Origin of the sequence: Janthinobacterium sp. SUN211 (assembly GCF_030587315.1) — a bacterium.
In the GTDB taxonomy this organism is placed as follows: Bacteria; Pseudomonadota; Gammaproteobacteria; order Burkholderiales; family Burkholderiaceae_D; genus Janthinobacterium; species Janthinobacterium kumbetense.
The window spans coordinates 32,808-55,349 of sequence record NZ_JAPWIC010000009.1; the positions used below are offsets into that span (position 1 = coordinate 32,808).

The following is a 22,542-nucleotide window of genomic DNA, read 5'->3' on the forward strand; positions in this document are numbered from 1 at the left end:
GACACTGCGCGATAGTATGCCTGACTTGCCGTATTTGTGCAGAAAGTGGCAGGAAAGGCAAAGGCCGACATCAAGAAAAAGATAAAAAAACGGCGGCCCTCAGGCCGCCGTCATGTTTGCTGACATCAGATCACCTTAATCTGCTTGCTTGCGCAGGAACGCTGGAATGTCATACGTCTCCATGCCATTTTTCTCCATCGCGCGCACCTGCTCCGATGCCGACTCGCGGCGCCATACTGCTGGCGCCTTCATGCCGTCGAAACCGGCTGCCGGCGTGGCCACGCCGACAGTGGTCGTCGCCGCCTGCGCGCCGCCCATCGCTGCCGATGGGGTCAGCGGGCTGTTGTGCGTACCGGTGCGCAGCACTTGCTGCGGTACCAGCTGGATGTTTTTCTTCGCGCGGCCCAGGCCCGTGGCCACCACGGTGACGCGGATGTCGTCGCCCATGGCGTCGTCGTAGGCGATACCTTGCGCGATCGACGCGTCCGGCGCGGCAAACGCGCGCACGGCGGCCATGACTTCCTTGATCTCTTTACCTTTCAAGCCACGGCTGGCCGTGACGTTGACCAGCACGCCTCGCGCGCCGGACAGGTCGATGCCGTCCAGCAGCGGCGAAGCGACAGCCTGTTCCGCGGCGATGCGCGCGCGGTCTACGCCGGACGCCGTCGCCGTGCCCATCATGGCCTTGCCCTGCTCGCCCATGATGGTTTTCACGTCGTTGAAGTCGACGTTGATATGGCCCGGCACGTTGATGATCTCGGCAATACCGGCCACCGCGTTGTTGAGCACATCATCGGCATGCTGCATCCATTCCAGCATGCTTTCGTCTTCGTAGATCTCTTCCAGTTTTTCGTTGAGGATGATGATCAGCGAATCGACGTGCAGGGACAGCTGCTCCAGGCCTTCGTCGGCGATGTCCATGCACTTCTGGCCTTCATACGAGAATGGCTTGGAAACCACGGCCACCGTCAGCGCGCCCAGTTCCTTGGCCACTTCAGCCACGATAGGAGCGGCGCCCGTGCCCGTACCGCCGCCCATGCCGGCAGCGATGAAGACCATGTGCGCGCCGCGCAGCGAATCGGCGATGCGCGTGCGCGATTCTTCCGCCAGCTGGCGGCCGACGGCAGGCTTCATGCCGGCACCCAGACCGGTATCGCCGATCTGGATGATGTTGTGGGCCTTCGATGTCGACAGGGCCTGTGCGTCGGTGTTGGCGGCAATGAACTCCACACCCGACATGCCTTTGTTGATCATGTGTTGGACTGCATTGCCACCCGCACCGCCGACGCCGACGACCTTGATGACGGTACCTAAAGCTGTGTTATCGACCATATCGAACTCCATGATGTGCTCCTATCAGATGCGGTTTCCAAGCGCCAGGCCTCATATTGGTAGGAGAACTGGAGATTGAAAACTGCGGTTAAATATAAAATAAAGTTATGTGTGTGTACCTGCGATGCTGCCAAAAAACCTGACCTGCCGGGCGTAAATCAAGCCCTTAAAAATTCCCTAAAAACCATTCCTTCATGCGCTGCCAGACTGCCTTCACCGAGCCGTCCTGACGCGTCACGATGTGGCCGCGCAGGTATTGCTTCTTCGCTTCCAGCAGCAGGCCCAATACCGTGGCATAGCGCGGACTGCGCACCACGTCGGCCAGCTGGCCCCGATACTCGGGCGTGCCAAGGCGCGCCGGTTTCAGGAAAATGTCTTCCGCCATTTCCACCATGCCGGGCATGATGGAGGTGCCGCCCGTGAGCACGATGCCCGACGACAGCACGCCTTCGTAGCCGGATTCGCGCACCACCTGGTGCACCATCGCGAACAGCTCTTCGACGCGTGGCTCGATCACTGCCGCCAGCGCCTGGCGCGACAGGTTGCGCGGGCCGCGGTCGCCCAGGCCAGGCACTTCCAGCGATTCGCCGGGATCGGCCAGGACCTGCTTGGCTACGCCATAGCGGATCTTGATTTCTTCCGCTTCCGCGGTCGGGGTGCGCAAGGCCATGGCGATGTCGTTGGTGATCTGGTCGCCGGCGATGGGAATAACTGCCGTATGGCGGATCGCGCCATCGGAGAATACCGCCACATCGGTCGTGCCGCCGCCGATGTCGATCAGCACCACGCCCAGTTCCTTCTCGTCGGGCGTAAGCACCGCGTCGGCGGACGCCATCGGCTGCAGGATCAGGTCCGACACTTCCAGGCCGCAGCGGCGCACGCACTTGACGATGTTCTGCACCGCCGACACGGCGCCGGTGACGATATGTACCTTCACCTCCAGGCGGATGCCGCTCATGCCGATAGGCTCACGCACATCTTCCTGGCTGTCGACGATGAACTCTTGCGGCACCGTGTGCAGCAATTGCTGATCGGTCGGAATGTTAACCGCTTTTGCCGTCTCGATGACGCGCGCCACGTCGGTCGCCGTCACTTCCTTGTCCTTGATGGCCACCATGCCGCTGGAATTGAAGCTGCGGATATGGCTGCCCGCAATGCCCGCATACACATTGCGGATCTTGCAGTCGGCCATCAGCTCGGCCTCTTCCAGCGCGCGCTGGATGGACTCCACCGTGGCCTCGATATTGACCACCACGCCCTTTTTCAGGCCCTTCGATTCGTGCTGGCCCAGCCCGATCACTTCGTGGCGCCCGTCGGACATCACTTCGGCTACCACCGCCACCACTTTCGAGGTGCCGATGTCGAGGCCGACGATCAGGTTTTTCGCGTCTTTTGTCATTTCTTTCGCCTAGTTTTTTGGGCTATTAATTGATTAATTGATTATTCGGTTAAGTCGGTTTTTTAATCGGACTGCCATTTTTCTTCTTGATTGCCGCTGCCGGCCTGCCATCCTTGCCTTCGGCCGGTATCACCAGGCCGGCGGAACTGAGCGCCAGGCCATTCTGGTAACGCATATCGATCGTGTCGATATTTTCCAGCCGGCTCGCCAGCTGCGGGTAGATGCCCACCAGCCGGTCGACCCGCGCCTTCAGGGTCGTATGATTCTGTTCGCGCCCCAGCGCCACGCTCATGCCGTTATCCAGTTTTACGGTCCACGCATAGCGGCTCGACAGCGACAGGGTTTCCGGCACCATCTTCAACGGCGCAAACCACTTTGCCAGCTGCACGTAGGTCGCCAGAACTTCCTTTTCGCTGCCATCGGGGCCGGCGAAGGCCGGTAATTCATGGTCGTCTTCGGCCTCGGCCACATTCGCCGTAAACACGTCGCCCTTGACCGACAGCAGGCGCCCGTCCTCGCCCCAGGTACCCAGCGCCTCATGTTCTTCCAGCGCCACGATCAGCTGGTTCGGCCACTCGCGCCGTACGCTGGCACGGCGCACCCAGGGCACCGATTCGAACACGCCGCGCACGCTTTCCAGGTTGGTCGTGAAGAAATTGCCCTTGATGCGGCCCAGAGTGCCGCTGCGCAGGGTCAGGTAATTCACGTGGCGCAGGCCCTTGTCGTCCGCGCTTTCCACCTTGATCGTGCGCAGGTCGAACATGGGACGCTGCGACACCCACCAGACGCCGGCGGCCACGCACACGACCAGAACCGCGGCCAGCAAGCCGTTGGCAGTCGTATTGAGGCTTTTAGCGTCATGCCACATATCAGCGCTGTCCCTTGTGCATTTTCAGGCTTGCGCCGGCGACGATTTCCAGGCACAGGTCTTCATAGCTGGTGCCTTCCGCGCGCGCCGCCATCGGCACGAGCGAATGGCCCGTCATGCCGGGCGAGGTATTCACTTCCAGCAGGAACAACGCGCTGTCGGCCGCGCGCATCAGTACATCGACCCGTCCCCAGCCTTCGCAGCCCAGGGCGCGGTAGGCAGCAAGGGCGATGCGTTCCATCTCCGCGATGATCGCGCCATCGAGCTGCGGCGGGCAGAAATACTGCGTATCGTCCGTGAAGTACTTGTTCTGGTAATCGTAATTGCCTTGCGGCGCGACGATTTCAATCGGCGGCAGCGCGCGCGCCGTGGCGCCCTTGCCCAGGATCGCGACGGTGAATTCGCGGCCCTTGATGAATTCCTCGGCCAGCACCGAATCATCGAGGCCGGCGGCGATGTCGTAGGCGGCCTGGAAGGCCGACGCTTCATTGACCGTCGTGATACCGATGCTCGAGCCTTCATGCGGCGGCTTGACGATCAGCGGCAAGCCCAGTTCCGCGGCGACCTTGGCCAGGTCGGAGCTGTCGTCCAGCACCGCATACTTTGGCGTCGGCAGTTGGTGCATCAGCCAGATCATCTTGGTGTAGACCTTGTCCATGCCCACCGAGCAAGCCATCACACCGCTGCCCGTGTACGGAATGCCCAGTTGTTCCAGCGCGCCCTGCAGGCTGCCGTCTTCGCCGAAGCGGCCGTGCAGCGCGATGAAGACGCGGTCAAATTGCTCAGCGGCCAATTCGGCCAGGCTGCGTTCGCCCGTATCGAAGCCATGCGCATCCACGCCATGGCTTTTCAGGGCTGCCAGCACGCCCGCGCCGGACATCAGCGACACTTCGCGCTCGGCCGAACGGCCGCCGAACAGGACGCCGACCTTGCCCAATTGTTTAACGTCGATAGCTGAAGCTTGGTTCACGTCAGACCTTTACAGTGTGAGATTGATACGTTGTCAATTGATTCGGGATGCCGCTGATCGAGCCGGCTCCCATGGTCAGCACGACGTCGCCGTCGCGCGCCACGCTCATGATGGTGTCGGCCATGTCCGTCATGGATTCGACGAAAATCGGTTCTATCTTGCCGCGCGCGCGCAGCGCATGCGCCAGGGCGCGGCCGTCGGCGGCGACGATAGGCGCTTCGCCCGCCGCATACACTTCGGACAGCAGCAGCACGTCGGGCGCACCCAGCACCTTGACGAAATCCTCGAACAGGTCGCGCGTGCGGCTGTAGCGGTGAGGCTGGAAAGCCAGCACCAGGCGGCGGCCAGGATAGGCGGCGCGCGCGGCGGCCAGCGTCACTTCCGTTTCCACCGGATGGTGGCCGAAATCGTCGACCAGCGCAAAGGTGCCGCCGTTCGGCAGCGCCACGTCACCGTAGCGCGTGAAGCGCCGGCCCACGCCGGAAAATTCCGCCAGGCCCTGCTGCGTGGCGCTGTCGGCGATGCCGATTTCGCGCGCGATGGCAATCGCCGAGCAGGCATTCTGCACATTGTGCATGCCGGGCTGGTTCAGCACCACGTCCAGGTCCGGGTAACCTTCCTGCAGCACGGTGAAATGCATTTCCAGGCCCACGGCGCGCGCGTTGATGGCGCGCACCTGCGCGTCTTCCGCGAAACCATAGGTGGTGACCGGCTTGGTGACGGACGGGATGATGGCACGCACGTGTGGATCGTCGATGCACAGCATGGCGCGGCCATAGAACGGCAAGCGGTGCGTGAACTGCACGAAGGCCTGCTTGAGCTTTTCGAAATCGTGCTCGTAGGTGTCCATGTGATCGGCGTCGATATTCGTGATCACTTCGATCATCGGCGTCAGGTTCAGGAACGAGGCGTCCGATTCATCGGCTTCGGCCACCAGGTAGTCGCCCGAACCCAGCTTGGCGTTCGCGCCGGCGCTGGTCAGGCGGCCGCCGATGACAAAAGTAGGATCGAGACCGCCCTGCGCCAGCACGGATGCGACCAGGCTGGTGGTCGTCGTCTTGCCATGCGTGCCCGCAATCGCGATACCGCGTTTCAGGCGCATCAATTCACCGAGCATCACGGCGCGCGGCACCAGCGGAATCTTGCGCGCACGGGCGGCCGCCACTTCCGGATTGTCTTGCGGGACGGCGCCCGACGTCACCACCGCATCGGCGTCGCCGATATTTTCCGCCGCGTGACCGAGCATGACGGTCGCGCCCAGGCTCGCCAGGCGCTGCGTCGCCGCATTGCTGCCCAGGTCGGAGCCCGACACCTTGTAGCCCAGGTTGACCAGCACTTCGGCGATGCCGCTCATGCCGCTGCCGCCAATGCCGACAAAGTGGATATTGTTTACTTTATGCTTCACAGAGCTAACCTCATGCCAGTTTTTCCAATACGTGTGCGATCGCCTCATTGGCGTCGCGCTTGCCTGCTGCCAGTGCCGCCTGCGCCATCTGCTGGCAAGCGTCGCGGCTCAGCGACGCCAGCAGCGCGCTCAGCGACGCGGCACTCATTTCCGTCTGCGGCAGATGAATCGCCGCGCCTTGTTTCGCCATCCATTGCGCGTTGTCGCGCTGGTGGCTGGTGGTCGATGCCACCAGCGGCACGAGCACGCTGGCCACACCGGCCGCCGTCAATTCCGACAGGGTGATGGCGCCAGCGCGGCAAATCACCAGGTCGGCCTCGGTATACGCCTTGGCCATGTCATCGATGAAGTCGACCACATTGGCTTGCACGCCCGCCTGTGCATACGCGACATGCAGGGCGTCGATATTCTTCTTGCCCGACTGGTGCGTCACCAGCGGACGTTCCCCTTCGGGCATCAGGGCCAGCGCGGCAGGCAAGCTGTCGTTCAGCGCCTTCGCGCCCAGGCTGCCGCCCACTACCAGGATGCGCAATGAGCCGCTGCGGCCCGCGAAACGCGTGGCCGGCGGCGCCATGGCGAGAATTTCCGCGCGCACGGGATTGCCCGTCACGACAGCCTTGCCGGCGGCGCTGCCGAAATCGGCGGGAAAGCCGAAGCATACTTGCTGCGCCAGCGGCACCAGCGTCTTGTTCGACAACAGCAGCGCCGCGTCGGCATTGACCAGCACCAGCGGCACGCCTTTCAGGCGCGCCATCAGGCCGCCCGGCACAGTGACGTAGCCGCCCATGCCCATCACCACGTCCGGCTTGCGGCTGGCGATGAAACGGCGGATGGCAAAGAAGCTGGCCAGCATCTTGAAGCCGCCTTGAATGGTGTGCGCCAGGCCCTTGCCGCGCATGCCGGAAAATGCGATGGCATCCATGGGAATGCCGCTCTTCGGCACCAGGTCCTGTTCCATGCCGTGGGTCGTGCCCAGCCAGCTCACTTCCCAGCCGCGCGCGCGCATCGTCTGCGCAATCGCCAGGCCCGGGAAAATATGGCCGCCGGTGCCGGCCGCCATGATCATCAGTCTTTTCGTCGTTTTCAAGTTCGTCGCGTTGTTCATAGCCGGCCTCCCCGCATGAGGATCCGGTTTTCGTAATCGATGCGCAGCAAAATCGCCAGGCCGATACAGTTAATCAGTACTCCCGTGCCGCCATAACTCATCAAGGGCAAGGTCAGGCCCTTGGTTGGCAGCAGGCCCAGGTTAACGCCCATGTTGATGAAGGTCTGCACGCCGATCCAGATGGCGATGCCTTTCGCCGTCAGTCCCGCGAAGGTCTGGTCGATGGCGATCGCCTGGCGGCCGATGTCGAACGCCCGCTTGATAATCCAGTAAAACATGCCGATCACGACCAGCACGCCCACCAGGCCCAGCTCCTCGCCGATCACGGCCAGCAAAAAGTCCGTGTGGGCTTCGGGCAGGTAATGCAGTTTTTCCACGCTGCCGCCCAATCCCACGCCAAACAGTTCGCCGCGCCCGAAGGCGATCAGCGAGTGTGTCAACTGGTAAGCCTTGTTCAGGGCATTGTCTTCCTGCCACGGGTCAAGATACGCAAAAAACCGCTCGCGGCGGAATTTCGACAAGGCGATGATGGTGACGAAGATCGCCGTCAGCATGGCGCCGATGCCGCCGAACCAGATGGCGTTGACACCACCCAGGAACAGGATACCCATGGCGATGCAGACGATCACGCCGAAGGCGCCCAGATCGGGCTCCATCAGCAGCAGCAGGCCGACGAAGCTGACGGCCAGCGCCATCGGCATGAAGCCCTTGGTCAGCTTGTGCATGTATTCCTGCTTGCGCACCGTGTAATCGGCCGCATACAGCACCATCACCACCTTCATCAGCTCGGACGGCTGCGGCCGCAGGCCCGGCAGGTTCAGCCAGCGGCGGCCGCCGTTGACCGACACGCCCAGGCCAGGTATCAGCACCATCACCAGCAGCACCAGGGTGCCGATGAACAGCCACGGCGCCATCTTTTGCCAGGTGGCGACCGGGATGCGGAACACCATCGCGCCGACGATGATCGACACGCCGATGAACAGCGCCTGGCGCACGACAAAATAATTGTTCGTGTAGGCGGCAAACTTGCGTGCATCCGACAGCGAGATCGACGCCGAATACACCATCACCATGCCCAGCAACATGAGCAGCAGGACGACCCATACCAGCGGCTTGTCATAGTCCATCATCTTCGATTGCCGCGCGCGGCTATCCAGCGGCTTGGCAGCCGAGCCGGAACCAAAGCTGAAGGGCAGTTGGAAAGCCATCAGATATCCTGTCCGTTTTCCAGGGCGATGTCGCGCACGGCGTCGACAAACACCTGCGCGCGGTGCGCATAGTTCTTGAACATGTCCAGGCTGGCGCACGCGGGCGACAGCAGTACGGCATCGCCAGCCAGCGCCAGGCTGCTGGCGCGCTTGACGGCTTCCGGCAAGGTGGCGCAGTCGACGATGTCCACGCCGGCCGGTTCGAGGGCCGCGCGCAAGGCCGGGGCATCGCGTCCGATCAGCACCACGGCGCGCACGTAGCGCGATACGGGTTCGGCCAGCGGCGAGAAATCCTGCCCCTTGCCATCGCCGCCGGCGATCAGCACCAGGCGCTGTTCCGCGCCGCCAAACGCCTTGCCCAGACCGAACAGGGCCGCCACGGTCGCGCCCACATTCGTGCCCTTGCTGTCGTCGTAGTATTCAACCTCGCCCACTGCCGTGATCAGCTCCACGCGATGCGGCTCGCCCTGGTATTCGCGCAAACCATGCAGCAGCGGCGCGAATGGCAGGCCGATGGCGCGGCACAGGGCCAGCGCCGCCAGCGCATTCGAGGCGTTGTGCTGGCCGCGGATTTTCAGCGCGTCGGCCGGCATCAGCTTTTTCGCCATCGTCGGCACCGGTTCCGGCGCCGGATCGTTCTTCCTGCGTTTTTTCTCGATCACTTCTTCGCTGGGCACGGCTTGCGCCAGCCAGAAGATGCCACGTTCATTGACCAGGCCAAAGCTGTCGACTTCCGCCGGTTCGCCCGTGCCGAAGGTGATGGTCTCGACCAACGGGTCGGCCATGTGCATCACGGCCGCATCGTCGCGGTTCAATATGCGCACGGTCTGGTCGCCGAAGATGCGCGCCTTGTCTGCGGCGTAGGCGGCCATGTCGCCATGCCAGTCCAGATGGTCCTGCGACAGATTCAAGACCGTGGCCGCATCGGCCTGCAGGCTGAACGTCGTGTGCAACTGGAAGCTGGATAATTCCAGGATCCACGCTTGCGGCAAAGTGCTGGCGGCGGGTTCCGCCACTTCAGCTTCCACATCCACCGGCTGCGGCGCAGGCTCGGCATCGAGCACTTCGCGCAGCACGTCCAGCGCGGCCGGGCTGATATTGCCGGCCACGCGCGTGGCAAGGCCGGCGCGTTCGCACAGCAAGCCTACCAGGCTAGTGACGGTCGTCTTGCCATTCGTTCCCGTGATGGCGATAACTTTCGGCGCATAGCCGCGTTCTGCCTTCAAGGCGGCCAGCGCCTGGGCGAACAGTTCGATTTCGCCCCACACGGGGATGTTTTTCTCAGTAGCGGCCGGCGCAATCTGCGCCAGTTCGCGGCCCGGCGCGAGGCCTGGGCTGACGGCAACGAAATCGACACCGTCAAGCAAGTCGGCCGTGAAGGCGCCGGCGATGAACTGCGCCTGCGGCACGGCGGCCCGCAACGCGGCAAGGCGCTCCGGGGCCTCCCTTGTGTCAGCCACGCGCACGGTCGCACCACTGCGGGCCAGCCACAGGGCCATGGCCAGGCCTGACTCCCCGAGGCCCAGTACCAGTGCGGTTTTAGCGTCGTACATCATCAGCGCAGCTTCAAGGTGGTCAAGCCGAGCAGCACCAGCATCATGGTGATGATCCAGAAACGCACGACAACCTGCGTCTCCTTCCAGCCTTTTTGTTCAAAATGGTGATGCAATGGCGCCATCAGGAAGACGCGACGGCCAACGCCAAAGCGCTTCTTGGTGTACTTGAACCAGACGACCTGGATGATCACGGACAGCGTTTCAACCACGAAGATGCCGCCCATGATGAACAGGACGATTTCCTGGCGCACGATGACGGCGATAGTGCCCAGTGCGCCGCCCAGTGCCAGCGCGCCCACGTCGCCCATGAACACTTTCGCGGGGTGGGTGTTATACCAAAGGAAGGCCAGACCGGAACCGGCCAGCGCGCCGCAGAAGATCACCAGTTCGCCGGCGCCCGGAATGTGCGGGATGAACAGGTAGCGCGCATACGTGGCATTACCGGTCAAGTAGGCGAACAGGCCCAGGGCCGTGCCCACCATCACGGTCGGCATGATGGCCAGGCCGTCAAGTCCATCGGTGAAATTGACGGCGTTGCTGGTGCCGACGATGACGCAATACGTCAACGCGATGAAGCCCCACACACCCAGCGGATAGCTGATGGTCTTGAAGAAGGGGACGATCAGATCGGCCTTCGGCGGCAAGTCCATGGCGAAGCCCGACTGCACCCAGGCGTAGATCAGATTCCACACCTGGCCGGCATTGGGCTCGGAGATGGAGACGGAAAACGCCAGGTAAAACGCGGCGGCGATGCCGATCAGCGACTGCCAGAAGTATTTTTCGCGCGAGCGCATGCCTTCCGGATCCTGGTGCACCACCTTGCGGTAGTCGTCGGCCCAGCCGACGGCGCCAAAGCCCAAGGTGACGATCAGCACGGGCCAGATGAAACGGTTCGACAGGTCGGCCCACAGCAAGGTGGAAATGCCGATGGCGATAAGGATCAGCACACCGCCCATGGTGGGGGTGCCGTGTTTTTTCAGATGCGTTTGCGGGCCATCCGTACGCACGGCCTGGCCAACCTTCATGCGCGTGAGCATGCGGATCACGGCAGGACCGGCGCACAGGCCGATCAAGATCGCCGTCAGGGTGGCGAAGACGGCGCGGAACGTGATGAAGTTAAAGACCCGCAATGGGCCAATGTCGTCCTGGAAATAATGAGCGAGCCAGAGCAGCATGATTAGTGAGCTTCCTTGTTATTGTTGTTTGAACCAATCAAATGCTGCACGGCCCGTTCCATCTTCATGAAACGGGAGCCCTTGATTAATACTGTTGCATCCGAACGGCCGGACAAATGCGCATCGAGCGCCGCCAGCAAACCGTCGAACTGTTCGAAATACTCCACGACCGTGCCTGATTCCTGGCTCGCGGCTGCCTGTGCCGGATTGACCAGATGGCGCGCCAGACCGCCCGTCGCCAGCACGTGTTCGATGCCTTTGGCGGCGGCGTAGGCGCCGATCTCTTCGTGGAACTGCTGCCCCTGCGTGCCGACTTCACCCATCTCGCCCAGCACCAGGATGCGCGGTGCCGCGGCCTGCGCCAGCACATCGATGGCCGCGCGCGCCGAATCCGGATTGGCGTTATACGTGTCGTCGATGATGGTGGCGCCATTGGCGGCGCGTTTTTTCTGCAGCCGGCCGTTCACGGGAGAAAACGCCTCCAGGCCCTGCTTGATATGTTCTGGCGCGATGCCGACGCCGATAGCGCATGCCACTGCCGCCAGCGCATTGCGCACATTGTGTTCGCCTGCCGCCTGCAAGCCCACGAAGAACTGGCGCAAGCCGCCGTCCTGTGCGCGCACGCTGACGAACAGGTCGCTGCCAAAATCCTCGGCCGCGCGGTGCGTGCAGCTGACATCCGCCTCTTTCGACAGGCCGAAGGTGATGACGGCGCGCGCGCCGGCCAGTTCGCGCCACACGGGCGTAAACTCATCGCCATGCGGGAAGACGGCCACGCCGTCATGCGCCAGGGCCGCCAGCGCGGCGCCGTTCTCGCGTGCCACCGCTTCCACCGTGTGCATGAATTCCTGATGCTCGCGCTGCGCATTGTTGACCATCGCCAGGGTTGGCGTGGCAATCGCCGCCAGGCGCGCAATCTCGCCAGGGTGGTTCATGCCCATCTCGATGACGGCTGCCTTATGCTGTTCGCTCAGGCGGAACAGGGTCAGGGGCACGCCGATCTCGTTATTCAGGTTGCCGCGCGTGGCCAGCCGGCCCTCTTCGCCAAAGGCTGCCGCCAGGATGGATGAAATCATCTCCTTGACTGTGGTCTTGCCATTGCTGCCGGTGACGCCGATGACGGGTAAATTGAAACGGCAGCGCCAGTGGTTGGCGATGCGACCCAGCGCGGCCAGGGTATCGGCGACCACGATGGCTGGCACCTTGTCGCTGTCCCAGCCCGCCGGCAGGCGCTCGACCACCACGGCGGCGACGCCGCGCGCGGCCACCTGGTCGAGGAAATCGTGGGCGTCGAAACTCTCGCCACGCAGGGCCACGAACAGCGAACCGGCTGGGGCGCTGCGGCTGTCGGTGGACACACCGTCAAAAACGGCGTCGCCCGTCAGCTGTGCGCCGTCCAGCGACGGCATCAATTCAGTCAGGCTTGCGTGCATCAGGCTATCCATCAATTCGTCCTCATCATCGTCAGGCGCGCGGACAGGGCCAGCTGCGCATGGTCGGCATCGGAGAACGGCAGTTTCTTGCCCTTGATTTCCTGGTACGGCTCATGGCCCTTGCCCGCCAACAGGATCACGTCCGGCTTGGCCGCGTGCTTAATGGCCGACAAAATGGCCCCGGCGCGGTCTTCGATGGCTTGCGGCTGCGGACCGTCGGCACGCATGCCGGCGACGATCTGCGCGATGATGGCATGCGGGTCTTCGCTGCGCGGATTGTCGCTGGTGACCAGCACGTGATCGGCCAGCTGCGCGATGGCGCCCATCTGCGGACGCTTGCCCGGATCGCGGTCGCCGCCGCAGCCGAACACGCACCACAGCTGGCCGCCCCGCTCCTGCGCCACCTGGCGCAAGGCAGCCAGGGTTTTTTCCAGCGCGTCAGGCGTATGCGCGTAATCGATGACGACCATCGGCGCTTCCTGGCCGCCCACCTGCTGCATGCGGCCCGGGGCCGGCTGCAGGGATTCGATGCCGTCGATGGCGGCGCGCAGACCGGTTCCGTGCGCCAGCAAGGCGCCCAGCACGGCCAGCGCGTTGCTGATATTGAAGTGGCCCACCAGCTGCGTCTTGATCAGCGCAACGCCCAGCGCGCATTCCAGATGGAAGTCGGTGCCGGCATTACGGCTGCGGAACTGGCTGGCGCGCAGCATCAGCACACCCGGCAAATCGGGCAAGGCGGCCGCATCCTGCAGGGTATAGCCGATGACCGGATACTCGCCTGCCAGCTTGCCGTCCACATGGCGGACCAGGCGCAAGCCCATGGGGTCGTCCAGGTTGATAACGGCCGTTTTCAGGCCGGGCCAGTCGAACAGCTTGACCTTGGCCGCCTCGTAGGCAGCCATGTCGCCATGGTAGTCGAGGTGGTCGCGCGTCAAATTGGTAAACATGGCGACATCGAAATGCATGCCGGCCGCGCGGTCCTGGTCCAGGCCGATCGACGACACTTCGATGGCGACGGCCTTGGCGCCGGCGTCGCGCATGGCGGCGAGTTTGCGCGCCAGCAGCACGGCGTCCGGCGTGGTGTAGCCGGTCACGTCGAATTCGATGGCGCCGCGCGGCTTGCACAGGCCTACGCCCAAGGTGCCGATGACGGACGACGTTTCGCCCAGGCGCGCCAGGGCTTGCGCCAGCCACAGCGCGCACGAGGTCTTGCCATTCGTGCCCGTCACGCCGGCGCTGAACATGGCGCTGTCGGGCATGTCGTAAACAGCATGCGCCACGGGGCCGGCCACGCGTTTCAGGTCGCTGACCAGCAGGTGCGGCACGCTCCATGCGGCGTTCCATTCAACGGCGTCGTGCACGATGGCGGCGGCGCCCTGCTCGATGGCCGCTTCGATGAAATGCGTGGCGCCCGCGTAGGCGAAGAACACGTCGCCGCGCTGCACGCGGCGCGAATCGGACGTCAGCTGCCCGGACGGGGCAGCCGTTTTGATCCACAAACTGATGTCTTGTATGGTCATGAGTGACTTCACATGGCCTCCGGGCCGGCATTGGCCGGGACCACGATTTCGGTAACGGAGGAATCGGGCGGTACGTTCATCGCGCGCAGCGCGTTGGTCGCAATCGCCGCGAAAGCGGGAGCGGCAACCTGGCCACCATAGTGGGCAGGGCCGGTCGGTTCATCGATCATCACGGCAATGATGAAGCGCGGCGCCGACATCGGCACCATGCCCACGAACGAGCCGATATATTTGCGCGGCATCGCATAGCGGCCGTTTTCCACTTTATAGGCGGTACCCGTCTTGCCGCCCACGCGGTAGCCGGCAACCTGCGCGCGCTTGGCCGAGCCGTGCGCGCCGGAGACCACGAGTTCGAGCATGGCGCGCATTTCGGCGGCCGTCTTCGGCTTGATCACTTGCTGGCCTACGGGCAGCTCATTGACCTTCTGGAACGACAGGGGAATCGTGTCGCCGTCGCGCGCGAACATCATATAAGAGCGCGCCAGCTGGATCAGCGAGACGGAAATGCCGTTACCGTAGCTCATGGTCGCCTGTTCCACCGGGCGCCACGATTTATAGGGGCGCACGCGGCCGGCCACGGCGCCGGGGAAACCCCATTTCGGCTGCTGGCCGAAGCCCACCTTGGTAAACATTTCCCACATTTCCTGCGACGGCATGCCCAGCGCGATTTTCGAGGTGCCAATGTTCGACGACATCTCGATGATTTCGGAGACATTGATCACGCCGTGCGGCTTGGTGTCGGTGATCGTGCGGTCGGCAATGGTGTAGCGGCCCGGGCCCGTGTCGATCAGGGTGCCCGGCTTGACGCGGCCCGTGTCGAGCGCCAGCGAGACCGTAATCGGTTTCAGGGTCGAACCAGGTTCAAAAGTATCGGTCATGACGCGGTTGCGCAGCTGCTGGCCCGTGAGCTTGCGGCGGTCGTTCGGGTCGTAGCTGGGGTAATTGGCCAGGGCCAGCACTTCGCCCGTGTGCACGTCGAGCACCACGGCGCCGCCGGCCTTGGCATTGAATTTTTCCACCGCTTCCTTCAACTGCGTAAAGGCGATGTACTGGATCTTGCTGTCGACGGACAGGGTCAGGTCCTTGCCGTCGTGCGGTTCGTGGATGAAGCCGATGTCTTCGACGATGTGGCCCAGGCGGTCCTTGATCACGCGGCGGCTGCCGGTGGTGCCGACGAGGGTCTTCTGCTGCGCCAGCTCCATGCTTTCCTGGCCCACGTCTTCCACGTTGGTAAAGCCCACCACGTGGGTCATCACTTCGCCCTGTGGATAAAAGCGCTTGTATTCCTTGCGCTCGTCGATGCCGTCGATGCCCAGCTTGGAAATCTTGTCGGCCACGTCCATCTCGACCTGGCGTTTCAGGTAAACGAAGCTGCGGTCCGAGTCGAGCTTCTTGCGCAATTCGTTGACGTTCATTTCCAGCAGGCCGGCCAGCGCATTGATTTTCTCGGGCGACGCCTGCAGCACGTCGTCGGGAATGGCCCAGATGGCTTTCACAGGGACGGACGAAGCGAGCACCTGGCCATTGCGGTCGGTGATCTTGCCGCGCGTGGCCGGCAATTCCAGGGTGCGCTCATAACGCGCCTTGCCCTGCTTTTGCAGGAACTGGGTCGAGACGCCCTGCAGCCACAGGGCGCGCGCGCCCAGGCCGGCGAAAGCGAAGAACAGCAGGAACAGCACGACGCGCGAACGCCAGACGGGCAGGCGCACCGCCAGTACGGGGTTCTTCGAGAATGGCACGCCTTTCGATGCCGCCACCCGGCCGTTGCTGTTACCGCCCAACTTCATTATTCGCCCTCCGTCAGGTATTGCGTACGCGCCGCCGTCAGCGGCGTCATGCTCAGGTCGCGCCGCGCGATCGATTCGATGCGTTCATGCTTGCCCAAAGTGGACTGGTCCAGCTGCAGCTGCGCCCAGTCAATGTCGAGCTGGCGCGACAGCGCTTGCGCGCGCTCCAGGTCGATCAGCAGGTGGCGCGACTGGTATTGCGCGTTCACCAGCGACAGGCCGCAGCACACCAGCAGGGCCGACAGCACGACACACAGCTTGCCAGTCATCGGGTGCCGCCGTTTGCAGGGGCGGCCAGCGGCAGGCGCTGCGCCACGCGCATCACGGCCGAACGCGAACGGGGGTTGCCCTCGATCTCCGCGTCGGATGGCTTCATCTTCGCAATCAGCTTCATTTCCGGCTGCGGCAAGTCCACCGCGCGGATCGGCAGGCGGCGGTCAGGCTGCTCCACGTTCGCCTTCGAGGCGAAGAAGCGCTTGACCATGCGGTCTTCCAGCGAATGGAAACTGATCACGGCCATGCGCGCGCCGGGCGCCAGGCAGGCGTACGCCTGGTTCAGACCGATCTCGAGATCCTCGAGCTCTTTGTTAATGAAAATGCGTATGGCCTGAAAGGTGCGGGTAGCGGGGTCCTTACCCTTCTCGCGGGTCTTGACGGCGCCTGCCACGATGCCGGCAAGCTGTCGTGTGCTTGAAATTGGCTGGACTGCCCGGCCAGCAACAATCGCCTTTGCAATCTGAAAAGCAAACCGTTCTTCCCCATAATCGCGTATCACTTTCTCTAAATTCTGCTCGGTTTCCACCGCCAGCCATTCGGCCGCGGAGATGCCGCGCGTAGTATCCATGCGCATGTCCAGCGGTCCGTCGTTGCGGAAGCTGAAACCGCGCGCCGCGTCGTCAACCTGCGGCGACGAGATGCCCAGGTCGAGCAGGATGCCGTCCACCTGCTGCACGCCGCGTTCGGCCAGGCTGGCCGTCATGGTGGCAAAGCTGTCGTGGACGATTTCAAAGCGGGGGTCGCCGATCTGTTCGGCCGTGGCGATCGCCTGCAAGTCCTTGTCGAAGCCGATCAGGCGCGCGTCGGAGGCCAGGCGCGACAAAATCAGGCGGCTATGGCCGCCGCGGCCAAACGTGCCGTCGACGTAAATGCCGTGCGCGCGGTCGCCCGACAGGTCGAGCGCATCGACCGCTTCATCGAGCAGCACCGTGCGATGCTGAAATTCCGGCACCGTGAGTTGTGTCATTACGGAGCCTTAGAAAGAAAAATTGGAAAGTACATCGGGGGTGCCGGCATCGATCGCCTGCTGTTCTTTGTCGGCCAACTTGGCGGCATCCCATATTTCAAAGTGGCTGCCCATGCCGATCATCATGACTTCGCGCGCCAGCCCGACGGCGTTGCGCAATTCAGGAGAGATCAGCACGCGGCCGGCCGAGTCCAGCTCGACGTCGACGGCGTTGCCGAGGAAGATGCGCTGCCAGGCGCGCGCCGACATGGGCCAGGCGGCGATTTGCTGGCGGTGGCTTTCCCACACGGGACGGGGGAAAAACAGCAGGCAGCCATCGGGGTGTTTAGTCAGGGTCAAGCGGCCTTCGCATTGAATCGCCAGCGCGTCACGGTGCTTGGCAGGGATAGACATCCTGCCTTTGGCATCGAGATTGATTGCGGACGCGCCTTGAAACACGGAAGACCTTTTTTGAGCTTGGGTTGCGACGCTTGCGCATCATGATGAAAAGGGAAAATTTCCCACAAAAACACACTTTTTCACACAGTTGCCCACTTTAGAGGAAGCAAAGATAGTGGTCAAGCGGTTTCCGATTGGCAAAACAGGAATTTTATTAATGAAATTAAGGACTTAGCGCATATCGTTGAAGGAGTCTCAAATAAAAATATATCGATAAATTAGATACTTATGAAAGATAGTGAATGTGCTACCTCATCTGCACACATGTGTTTTCCTACCGTAAACATCGAAAAAAACGAAATCGAAAAATTGAATTTTTTACAGTTAGTTGACACATGACAATAATTTCGTCATCCAGACACAACAGCAATCAGCCGCAACGTAAGACTTGGTTTAAAGCAAAAAATAATCGTCCATGGCGCGTATCGGCCCTGTTTTCAGGGGTTGGCCTGACGCAGGAAAACTATTTTTGCAATGCAGCAATTAATTGTAGATAAGAAACTTTAACCAATTATTCACTTTTAGTTGTATATACAACTTTATCTTAAGTGCTATACTTTTAGAAACAAAAAAAGCCCCGTTGCGGGGGCTTTTGCGTGGCGCGCAGCAGGAAAAGCCGCCGCTGCCGAGGTGCTCCCTGGCAGGCCAGGGAGCAGGAATTCAAGTGAAGCAGGCCGGTAGGCCGGATTTTGTTACGGCGCCTTCCCTTGCAGGTCGACGCTATGACAGTCATTCCTCTAGGCGCCAGATTACTCGGGCGCTCAAGCTTTCTACCCGCACGCTCCGCGAGCAGCATCATCGCGTGCCTATTTGAAATTGCACCAGGTGGAGGTTACCGCGTTTCACCGTAACTTAATACGCTCGTCTCTGTGGCCCTATTCCTCGCCTTATACCTTGCGGCTTTCGACGGACGGCCGTTAACCGTCACCCCGCTCTATGGAGTCCGGACCTTCCTCCCGCCAGCGCATTGCTGCGCCGGCCAGCGACTGTCTGGCCTGCTTCACCCGCCATTGTACCGCGCCGCAGCATGTTTCTGCAAAAGCGCGCCGCACCAGCCGGGGGATTGTGTAATTCGGTGTCGCCATTTCAAAAGCCGGGCCAAATCGGCTCACATAGAATGAGGCAAGCTGCTTGCATGCAAGCGCATGCGCACCGCTTGCCCCACTTCTTTGCCACCCACTAGAATATAAAGAGCCGAACATGACGCAACAATCCCGTACCGGCGGCCAGATCCTGGTCGATGCCCTGCAGATCCACGGTGTCGACACCGCCTTTGGCGTGCCTGGCGAAAGCTACCTCGACGTGCTCGACGCCCTGCACGATTCGGGCATCCGCTTCATCATCAACCGCCAGGAAGGCGGCGCCGCCTTCATGGCCGAAGCCTACGGCAAGCTGACGGGCAAGCCGGGCATCTGTTTCGTCACGCGGGGACCGGGCGCCACCAACGCCTCGATCGGCGTGCACACGGCCTACCAGGATTCCACCCCGATGATCCTGTTCATCGGCCAGGTGGGCAACGATTTCGTCGACCGCGAAGCGTTCCAGGAAATCGACTACCGCCGCATGTACGGCCAGATGGCCAAGTGGGTGGCGCAGATCGACCGCGCCGAGCGCATCCCCGAATACCTGGCGCGCGCCTTCCAGGTGGCCACCAGCGGGCGTCCCGGCCCCGTCGTGCTGGCCTTGCCGGAAGACATGCTCATTTCGCTGGCCACGGTGGCCGACACGCGCGCCTACCAGCCGGTGCAGGCGGCGCCATCGGACGCCCAGCTGCAGCAGCTGCGCAGCATGCTGGCCACCGCGAAACAGCCGCTGGTCTTGCTGGGCGGCACCACCTGGACGCCGCAAGCGTGCGCCGACCTGCAACAGTTCGCGGAAAGCAATCACCTGCCCGTCGCCTGCGCCTTCCGCTTCCAGGACTTGCTCGACAATGCCCACCCGAACTACATCGGCGACGTCGGCATCGGCATCAACCCGAAACTGGCCGCGCGCGTGAAAAATGCCGACCTGGTCATCGCCATCGGCCCGCGCCTGGGCGAAATGACGACGGGCGGCTACACCCTGTTCGACTCGCCCGTGCCGCGCCAGCGCCTAGTGCACATCCATACGGATGCCGAGGAACTGGGCAGCGTTTACCAGGCCGAACTGATGATCAACAGCGGCATGCCGCAAGTGTGCGCCATGCTGGCCGCCATGGCGCCCGTCGATGCTGCCGCATGGAAACATACGCCGGCCGAAGCGAAAGCCGAGCTGGCCGCCTACCAAGAGCGCCCGCCCATCTTCCAGGATGGCCAGGCGCCGCTGGACCTGTGGCAAGTGACACAAGAGATCATGGCGCAGGCGCCTCTCGATACCATCCTGACGAACGGCGCCGGCAATTACGCCTCGTGGGCGCACCGTTTTTACCGCTACGGCGGCATGCGCACGCAGCTGGCGCCGACCAACGGCGCCATGGGCTACGGCGTGCCGTCGGGCGTGGCGGCGAAGATCGTGCACCCCGAACGCACCGTGATCACCTTCGCCGGCGACGGCGAATACATGATGAATGGCCAAGAATTGGCCACCGCCGTGCAATACCAGGCGGGCGTGGTCATCATCGTCTTCAATAACCAGATGTTCGGCACCATCCGCATGCACCAGGAACGCGATTACCCGGGCCGGGTGTCGGGCACGACCCTGCACAACCCGGATTTTGCGGCGCTGGCGCAAGCGTATGGCGCGCATGGCGAAGTGGTGGCTACGACAGAAGAGTTCGCCCCTGCCCTGCAGCGGGCGCTGGCACACGCCAAGGCCAACAACTTGCCGGCCTTGATCGAGCTGCGCTACGACGGCAACCTGATCACGCCAAACGCGACGCTCGCCACCATCCGCGCCACGGCGGAAAAGGCGCAAGCGGCCAAATAAGCTCCTTGCAGCGCTGAAAATAACAAAGGCCCGGTCGATACCGGGCCTTTTTCTTTTTCACAGCAGCAATCGCTCAGGCGGCGGGCGCTGGCGCGCTTTCCTCGGCAGGCACTGCCTCGGCGGGCGCCTGCGGCATCGGCGGGCATGGCGTGCAGTTTTTCAAAGGGCGGCCGAAATCGCGCACGCGGCTCAGCTTCATGGGCATGCGCACGTTACCGCCGCAATAATCGCCTTCCAAGGTCAGGGTCTGGCCGTCTTTGGAAAACTTGCCGACGATGGTGCGCTCTTCGCTGTCGGCGCCGGCGATGGTGAAGTCGAAGGCGCCCGTGGCGGCGTCCAGGTTGACGTCGTTGGCCACGATGGGCCAGCTCAGGGCGCCTGCCGTGAATTCATAGATGACGGAATCGGCCTCGGCGAAGCGGTGCAGGGTCACGCGCTGGCCGCCGATCTCGCCGCTATCCTTTTGCAGGCACAGGTCGGAATAGACGGCCACGCCATAGCGCTCCAGTCCGGCCGGCTTCTTGCCCTTGACGGCAGCGACAGCGGCGCCTGTGGCGCCAGCGAACAGCAGCGCGGCCAGCAAGGCGGCCAGGCGCGGCGATGTGTGTGGATACATGGCATTCCTTTACTTGAGTAACGGCGCCATTATAACTGGCGCCGCACATGCAAAAACGCGCCGCCAGGACTAGCCTGGAGACGCGTTTCCTTGCTTATCAGCATCCCCGAAGGGATGCTGGCAGCGGTACTAAGCTTCGCTTGCGCGAATATTAGAACGAGTGACGAACACCAACGTTGAAGGCTTTGTCGCCCGTACCAACATTGCTGTTGTTACCAACGGTGTAGCCTGCGCCGTTTTTGTTCTTGATCTTGGCGTACGAAGCGTAGGTGCTCGTGCGCTTCGACAGAGCGTAGGAGTAACCCACTGCCCATTGATCAGCATCAGCGTTCGTAGCAGCTTTGTCGTTCGTGCGGATGAACGAAGCCATTACGGTGCCAGCTGGGCCAACAGGTACGGTTGCGCCAACCAGGATGTTGTTGCTGTCGTTGCTGTAAGCAGCGGTGTTGTAGTTGAACGAGTTGGCGGTCGAGAACGTGCCGTCTGCGTTTTCCTTGGCGTTGTTCGCTACAGCGCTGTTGTCGCCTTTGTTCACGCCATATGCGACGTAAGCTTTAGCAACTGCGAAGTCGTAGTTAGCTGCAGCCAACCAGTTACGTGCGCTACCTTTGTTGCTGGCAGCGGATTCGTTGCTGGTGGTGTTGTAGGCCAGACGCGCGTTCAGAGGACCGTTCGAGTAGCCAGCCGACGCACCGATTTGACGGCCGTATTTGTTCGACTCAGCTTTTTCGCCGAAGGTGTAAGCCACGTCAGCGTCAAAGCCGTTGAAGTTTGGCGAGGTGTACAGCACGGTGTTGCTGGTGCGGGTCAGTGCTTTCGATGGGAACAGGTTCTTGGCGGAACCAGCGTAGCCCACTGCGAATGGATCAGCAACTTTCGACAGGGTGTTGTACCAAGGCGTGTATTGACGACCCAGGGTCAGGGTACCGGTCGTTTTGCTGCTCAGACCAACGTACGATTGACGGCCGAACAGGGCTTCGTTTTTACCTTGCGCGCCGGTGTCAACGCCGAAACCAGCTTCCAGAACGAACAGAGCCGACAGGCCGCTGCCCAGATCTTCGGTGCCTTTGAAGCCCAGACGGGAAGCCGAAGCAACGCCGCTGTCCAGTTTGTTAACGTTGCCGTTAACACCGCCGCGCTCGCTGACGAAACCAGCGTCAACGGTACCGTAGATGACAACGCTCGATTGAGCTTGGGCTACGCCAGTGGCTGCTGCCAGAACTGCCAGGGTGATCAGAGTTTTTTTCATTGCGATTTCCTTTAATTTTGAAGCAAAAAGTAATACAGCCTATGCATCTCGAGCTGCGCTCTAACAGAGCGCTTTTTATGAGTGAGGGCAAGGTCTCCACCTGCCACATTGCTGTTCCGGTCAGGGGAACAATTCACATCGGTATCGGCACGCTATTGCACCGATAAGCTTGAAGGCTGCAGAGCGACCGTATTTTCATGCGCCGGTTCGGTGCTCAAAGGGCACCGGAAGCGGCACTATAACGACCGTTTCACATTCCATCAAGTTCCAACATGTTACTTCCGGTACCAGGCCGAGGGCTTTTTCAGGCATCCCGACCATCGCCAACCGTACT

The 22,542-nt window shown here is 62.2% G+C and carries 18 protein-coding genes and 1 other RNA gene; 1 reads left to right on the forward strand and 18 read right to left on the reverse strand.

All coding sequences use genetic code 11. From position 1 onward, the window contains the following. Nucleotides 1-135: 135 nt before the first annotated feature. The 16 genes from ftsZ to rnpB all read right to left on the reverse strand — a co-directional run bounded on the left by ftsZ (nt 136) and on the right by rnpB (nt 18,441). Nucleotides 136-1,344 (reverse strand): cell division protein FtsZ, encoded by a 1,209-nt coding sequence (ftsZ, locus tag O3301_RS24315; protein ID WP_152257673.1) that lies wholly within the window; start codon nt 1,342-1,344, stop codon nt 136-138. A gap of 154 nt (nt 1,345-1,498) precedes the next feature. Beyond that, the gene (gene ftsA / locus O3301_RS24320; RefSeq protein ID WP_010394955.1) at nt 1,499-2,731 is read right to left on the reverse strand and encodes a cell division protein FtsA; all 1,233 of its coding nucleotides are present in this window, start codon (nt 2,729-2,731) and stop codon (nt 1,499-1,501) included. Nucleotides 2,732-2,780: 49 nt separating this feature from the next. Beyond that, entirely contained in the window at nt 2,781-3,599 is an 819-nt protein-coding gene (locus O3301_RS24325; protein WP_099665427.1) for a cell division protein FtsQ/DivIB, read from the reverse strand. Nucleotide 3,600: 1 nt separating this feature from the next. Beyond that, nucleotides 3,601-4,569 carry a D-alanine--D-alanine ligase gene (locus O3301_RS24330; protein WP_289906882.1) on the reverse strand — a complete coding sequence of 323 codons (969 nt, stop codon included), beginning with the start codon at nt 4,567-4,569 and terminating at the stop codon, nt 3,601-3,603. Between the two features lies 1 nt (nt 4,570). Next, nucleotides 4,571-5,974: a UDP-N-acetylmuramate--L-alanine ligase gene (gene murC, locus O3301_RS24335; RefSeq protein WP_305057737.1), complete on the reverse strand. Its 1,404-nt coding sequence runs from the start codon at nt 5,972-5,974 to the stop codon at nt 4,571-4,573. A gap of 10 nt (nt 5,975-5,984) precedes the next feature. Continuing rightward, complete coding sequence (gene murG / locus O3301_RS24340; RefSeq protein WP_305057738.1) at nt 5,985-7,079, reverse strand: undecaprenyldiphospho-muramoylpentapeptide beta-N-acetylglucosaminyltransferase; 1,095 nt, start codon at nt 7,077-7,079, stop codon at nt 5,985-5,987. Then, complete coding sequence (gene ftsW, locus O3301_RS24345) at nt 7,076-8,287, reverse strand: putative lipid II flippase FtsW (protein WP_289900367.1); 1,212 nt, start codon at nt 8,285-8,287, stop codon at nt 7,076-7,078. Before ftsW ends, murG begins: the two co-directional genes overlap by 4 nt. Further along, entirely contained in the window at nt 8,287-9,843 is a 1,557-nt protein-coding gene (gene murD, locus O3301_RS24350; protein ID WP_305057739.1) for a UDP-N-acetylmuramoyl-L-alanine--D-glutamate ligase, read from the reverse strand. The genes ftsW and murD overlap by 1 nt, the downstream gene beginning before the upstream one ends. Then, nucleotides 9,843-11,018, reverse strand: a complete 1,176-nt coding sequence (mraY, locus tag O3301_RS24355; protein WP_077399841.1) for a phospho-N-acetylmuramoyl-pentapeptide-transferase — start codon at nt 11,016-11,018, stop codon at nt 9,843-9,845. The genes murD and mraY overlap by 1 nt, the downstream gene beginning before the upstream one ends. Nucleotides 11,019-11,020: 2 nt before the next feature. Next, nucleotides 11,021-12,451 (reverse strand): UDP-N-acetylmuramoyl-tripeptide--D-alanyl-D-alanine ligase, encoded by a 1,431-nt coding sequence (murF, locus tag O3301_RS24360; RefSeq protein WP_289919769.1) that lies wholly within the window; start codon nt 12,449-12,451, stop codon nt 11,021-11,023. A gap of 11 nt (nt 12,452-12,462) precedes the next feature. Next, nucleotides 12,463-13,971 (reverse strand): UDP-N-acetylmuramoyl-L-alanyl-D-glutamate--2,6-diaminopimelate ligase, encoded by a 1,509-nt coding sequence (locus O3301_RS24365; protein ID WP_289919569.1) that lies wholly within the window; start codon nt 13,969-13,971, stop codon nt 12,463-12,465. Between the two features lie 8 nt (nt 13,972-13,979). Next, nucleotides 13,980-15,758, reverse strand: coding sequence for a penicillin-binding protein 2 (locus tag O3301_RS24370; protein WP_034748891.1), 1,779 nt, complete (start codon nt 15,756-15,758; stop codon nt 13,980-13,982). Next, nucleotides 15,758-16,027: a cell division protein FtsL gene (gene ftsL, locus O3301_RS24375; RefSeq protein WP_034748894.1), complete on the reverse strand. Its 270-nt coding sequence runs from the start codon at nt 16,025-16,027 to the stop codon at nt 15,758-15,760. Before ftsL ends, O3301_RS24370 begins: the two co-directional genes overlap by 1 nt. Continuing rightward, a complete protein-coding gene (gene rsmH, locus O3301_RS24380; protein ID WP_305057740.1) occupies nt 16,024-17,001 on the reverse strand; it encodes a 16S rRNA (cytosine(1402)-N(4))-methyltransferase RsmH in 978 nt (325 codons plus the stop codon). Before rsmH ends, ftsL begins: the two co-directional genes overlap by 4 nt. Before the next feature lie 9 nt (nt 17,002-17,010). Next, nucleotides 17,011-17,439, reverse strand: coding sequence for a division/cell wall cluster transcriptional repressor MraZ (mraZ, locus tag O3301_RS24385; protein ID WP_034748899.1), 429 nt, complete (start codon nt 17,437-17,439; stop codon nt 17,011-17,013). 662 nt (nt 17,440-18,101) lie between these two features. Further along, an RNA gene (gene rnpB / locus O3301_RS24390) (RNase P RNA component class A) lies at nt 18,102-18,441 on the reverse strand. 198 nt (nt 18,442-18,639) lie between these two features. On the opposite strand from rnpB, the gene O3301_RS24395 reads away from it, so the two are divergent. Beyond that, nucleotides 18,640-20,343: a thiamine pyrophosphate-binding protein gene (locus O3301_RS24395; protein WP_305057741.1), complete on the forward strand. Its 1,704-nt coding sequence runs from the start codon at nt 18,640-18,642 to the stop codon at nt 20,341-20,343. A 73-nt stretch (nt 20,344-20,416) separates the two neighbouring features. On the opposite strand, the gene O3301_RS24400 is transcribed toward O3301_RS24395, so the two are convergent. Further along, nucleotides 20,417-20,959, reverse strand: coding sequence for a hypothetical protein (locus tag O3301_RS24400; RefSeq protein WP_305057742.1), 543 nt, complete (start codon nt 20,957-20,959; stop codon nt 20,417-20,419). A gap of 151 nt (nt 20,960-21,110) precedes the next feature. After that, complete coding sequence (locus O3301_RS24405; RefSeq protein ID WP_305057743.1) at nt 21,111-22,208, reverse strand: porin; 1,098 nt, start codon at nt 22,206-22,208, stop codon at nt 21,111-21,113. Nucleotides 22,209-22,542 lie beyond the last annotated feature (334 nt).

Excerpts from the sequence above, each read along its gene's own strand:
- O3301_RS24395 (WP_305057741.1), top strand. The coding sequence starts at position 18,640 with ATGACGCAACAATCCCGTACCGGCGGCCAGATCCTGGTCGATGCCCTG.
- rsmH (WP_305057740.1), bottom strand. The coding sequence starts at position 17,001 with ATGACACAACTCACGGTGCCGGAATTTCAGCATCGCACGGTGCTGCTC.
- ftsZ (WP_152257673.1), bottom strand. The coding sequence starts at position 1,344 with ATGGAGTTCGATATGGTCGATAACACAGCTTTAGGTACCGTCATCAAG.
- ftsL (WP_034748894.1), bottom strand. The coding sequence starts at position 16,027 with ATGACTGGCAAGCTGTGTGTCGTGCTGTCGGCCCTGCTGGTGTGCTGC.
- ftsW (WP_289900367.1), bottom strand. The coding sequence starts at position 8,287 with ATGGCTTTCCAACTGCCCTTCAGCTTTGGTTCCGGCTCGGCTGCCAAG.
- murF (WP_289919769.1), bottom strand. The coding sequence starts at position 12,451 with ATGCACGCAAGCCTGACTGAATTGATGCCGTCGCTGGACGGCGCACAG.
- ftsA (WP_010394955.1), bottom strand. The coding sequence starts at position 2,731 with ATGACAAAAGACGCGAAAAACCTGATCGTCGGCCTCGACATCGGCACC.
- O3301_RS24405 (WP_305057743.1), bottom strand. The coding sequence starts at position 22,208 with ATGAAAAAAACTCTGATCACCCTGGCAGTTCTGGCAGCAGCCACTGGC.
- O3301_RS24365 (WP_289919569.1), bottom strand. The coding sequence starts at position 13,971 with ATGACCATACAAGACATCAGTTTGTGGATCAAAACGGCTGCCCCGTCC.
- murG (WP_305057738.1), bottom strand. The coding sequence starts at position 7,079 with ATGAACAACGCGACGAACTTGAAAACGACGAAAAGACTGATGATCATG.
- O3301_RS24400 (WP_305057742.1), bottom strand. The coding sequence starts at position 20,959 with ATGTATCCACACACATCGCCGCGCCTGGCCGCCTTGCTGGCCGCGCTG.
- O3301_RS24370 (WP_034748891.1), bottom strand. The coding sequence starts at position 15,758 with ATGAAGTTGGGCGGTAACAGCAACGGCCGGGTGGCGGCATCGAAAGGC.
- mraY (WP_077399841.1), bottom strand. The coding sequence starts at position 11,018 with ATGCTGCTCTGGCTCGCTCATTATTTCCAGGACGACATTGGCCCATTG.
- O3301_RS24325 (WP_099665427.1), bottom strand. The coding sequence starts at position 3,599 with ATGTGGCATGACGCTAAAAGCCTCAATACGACTGCCAACGGCTTGCTG.
- murD (WP_305057739.1), bottom strand. The coding sequence starts at position 9,843 with ATGATGTACGACGCTAAAACCGCACTGGTACTGGGCCTCGGGGAGTCA.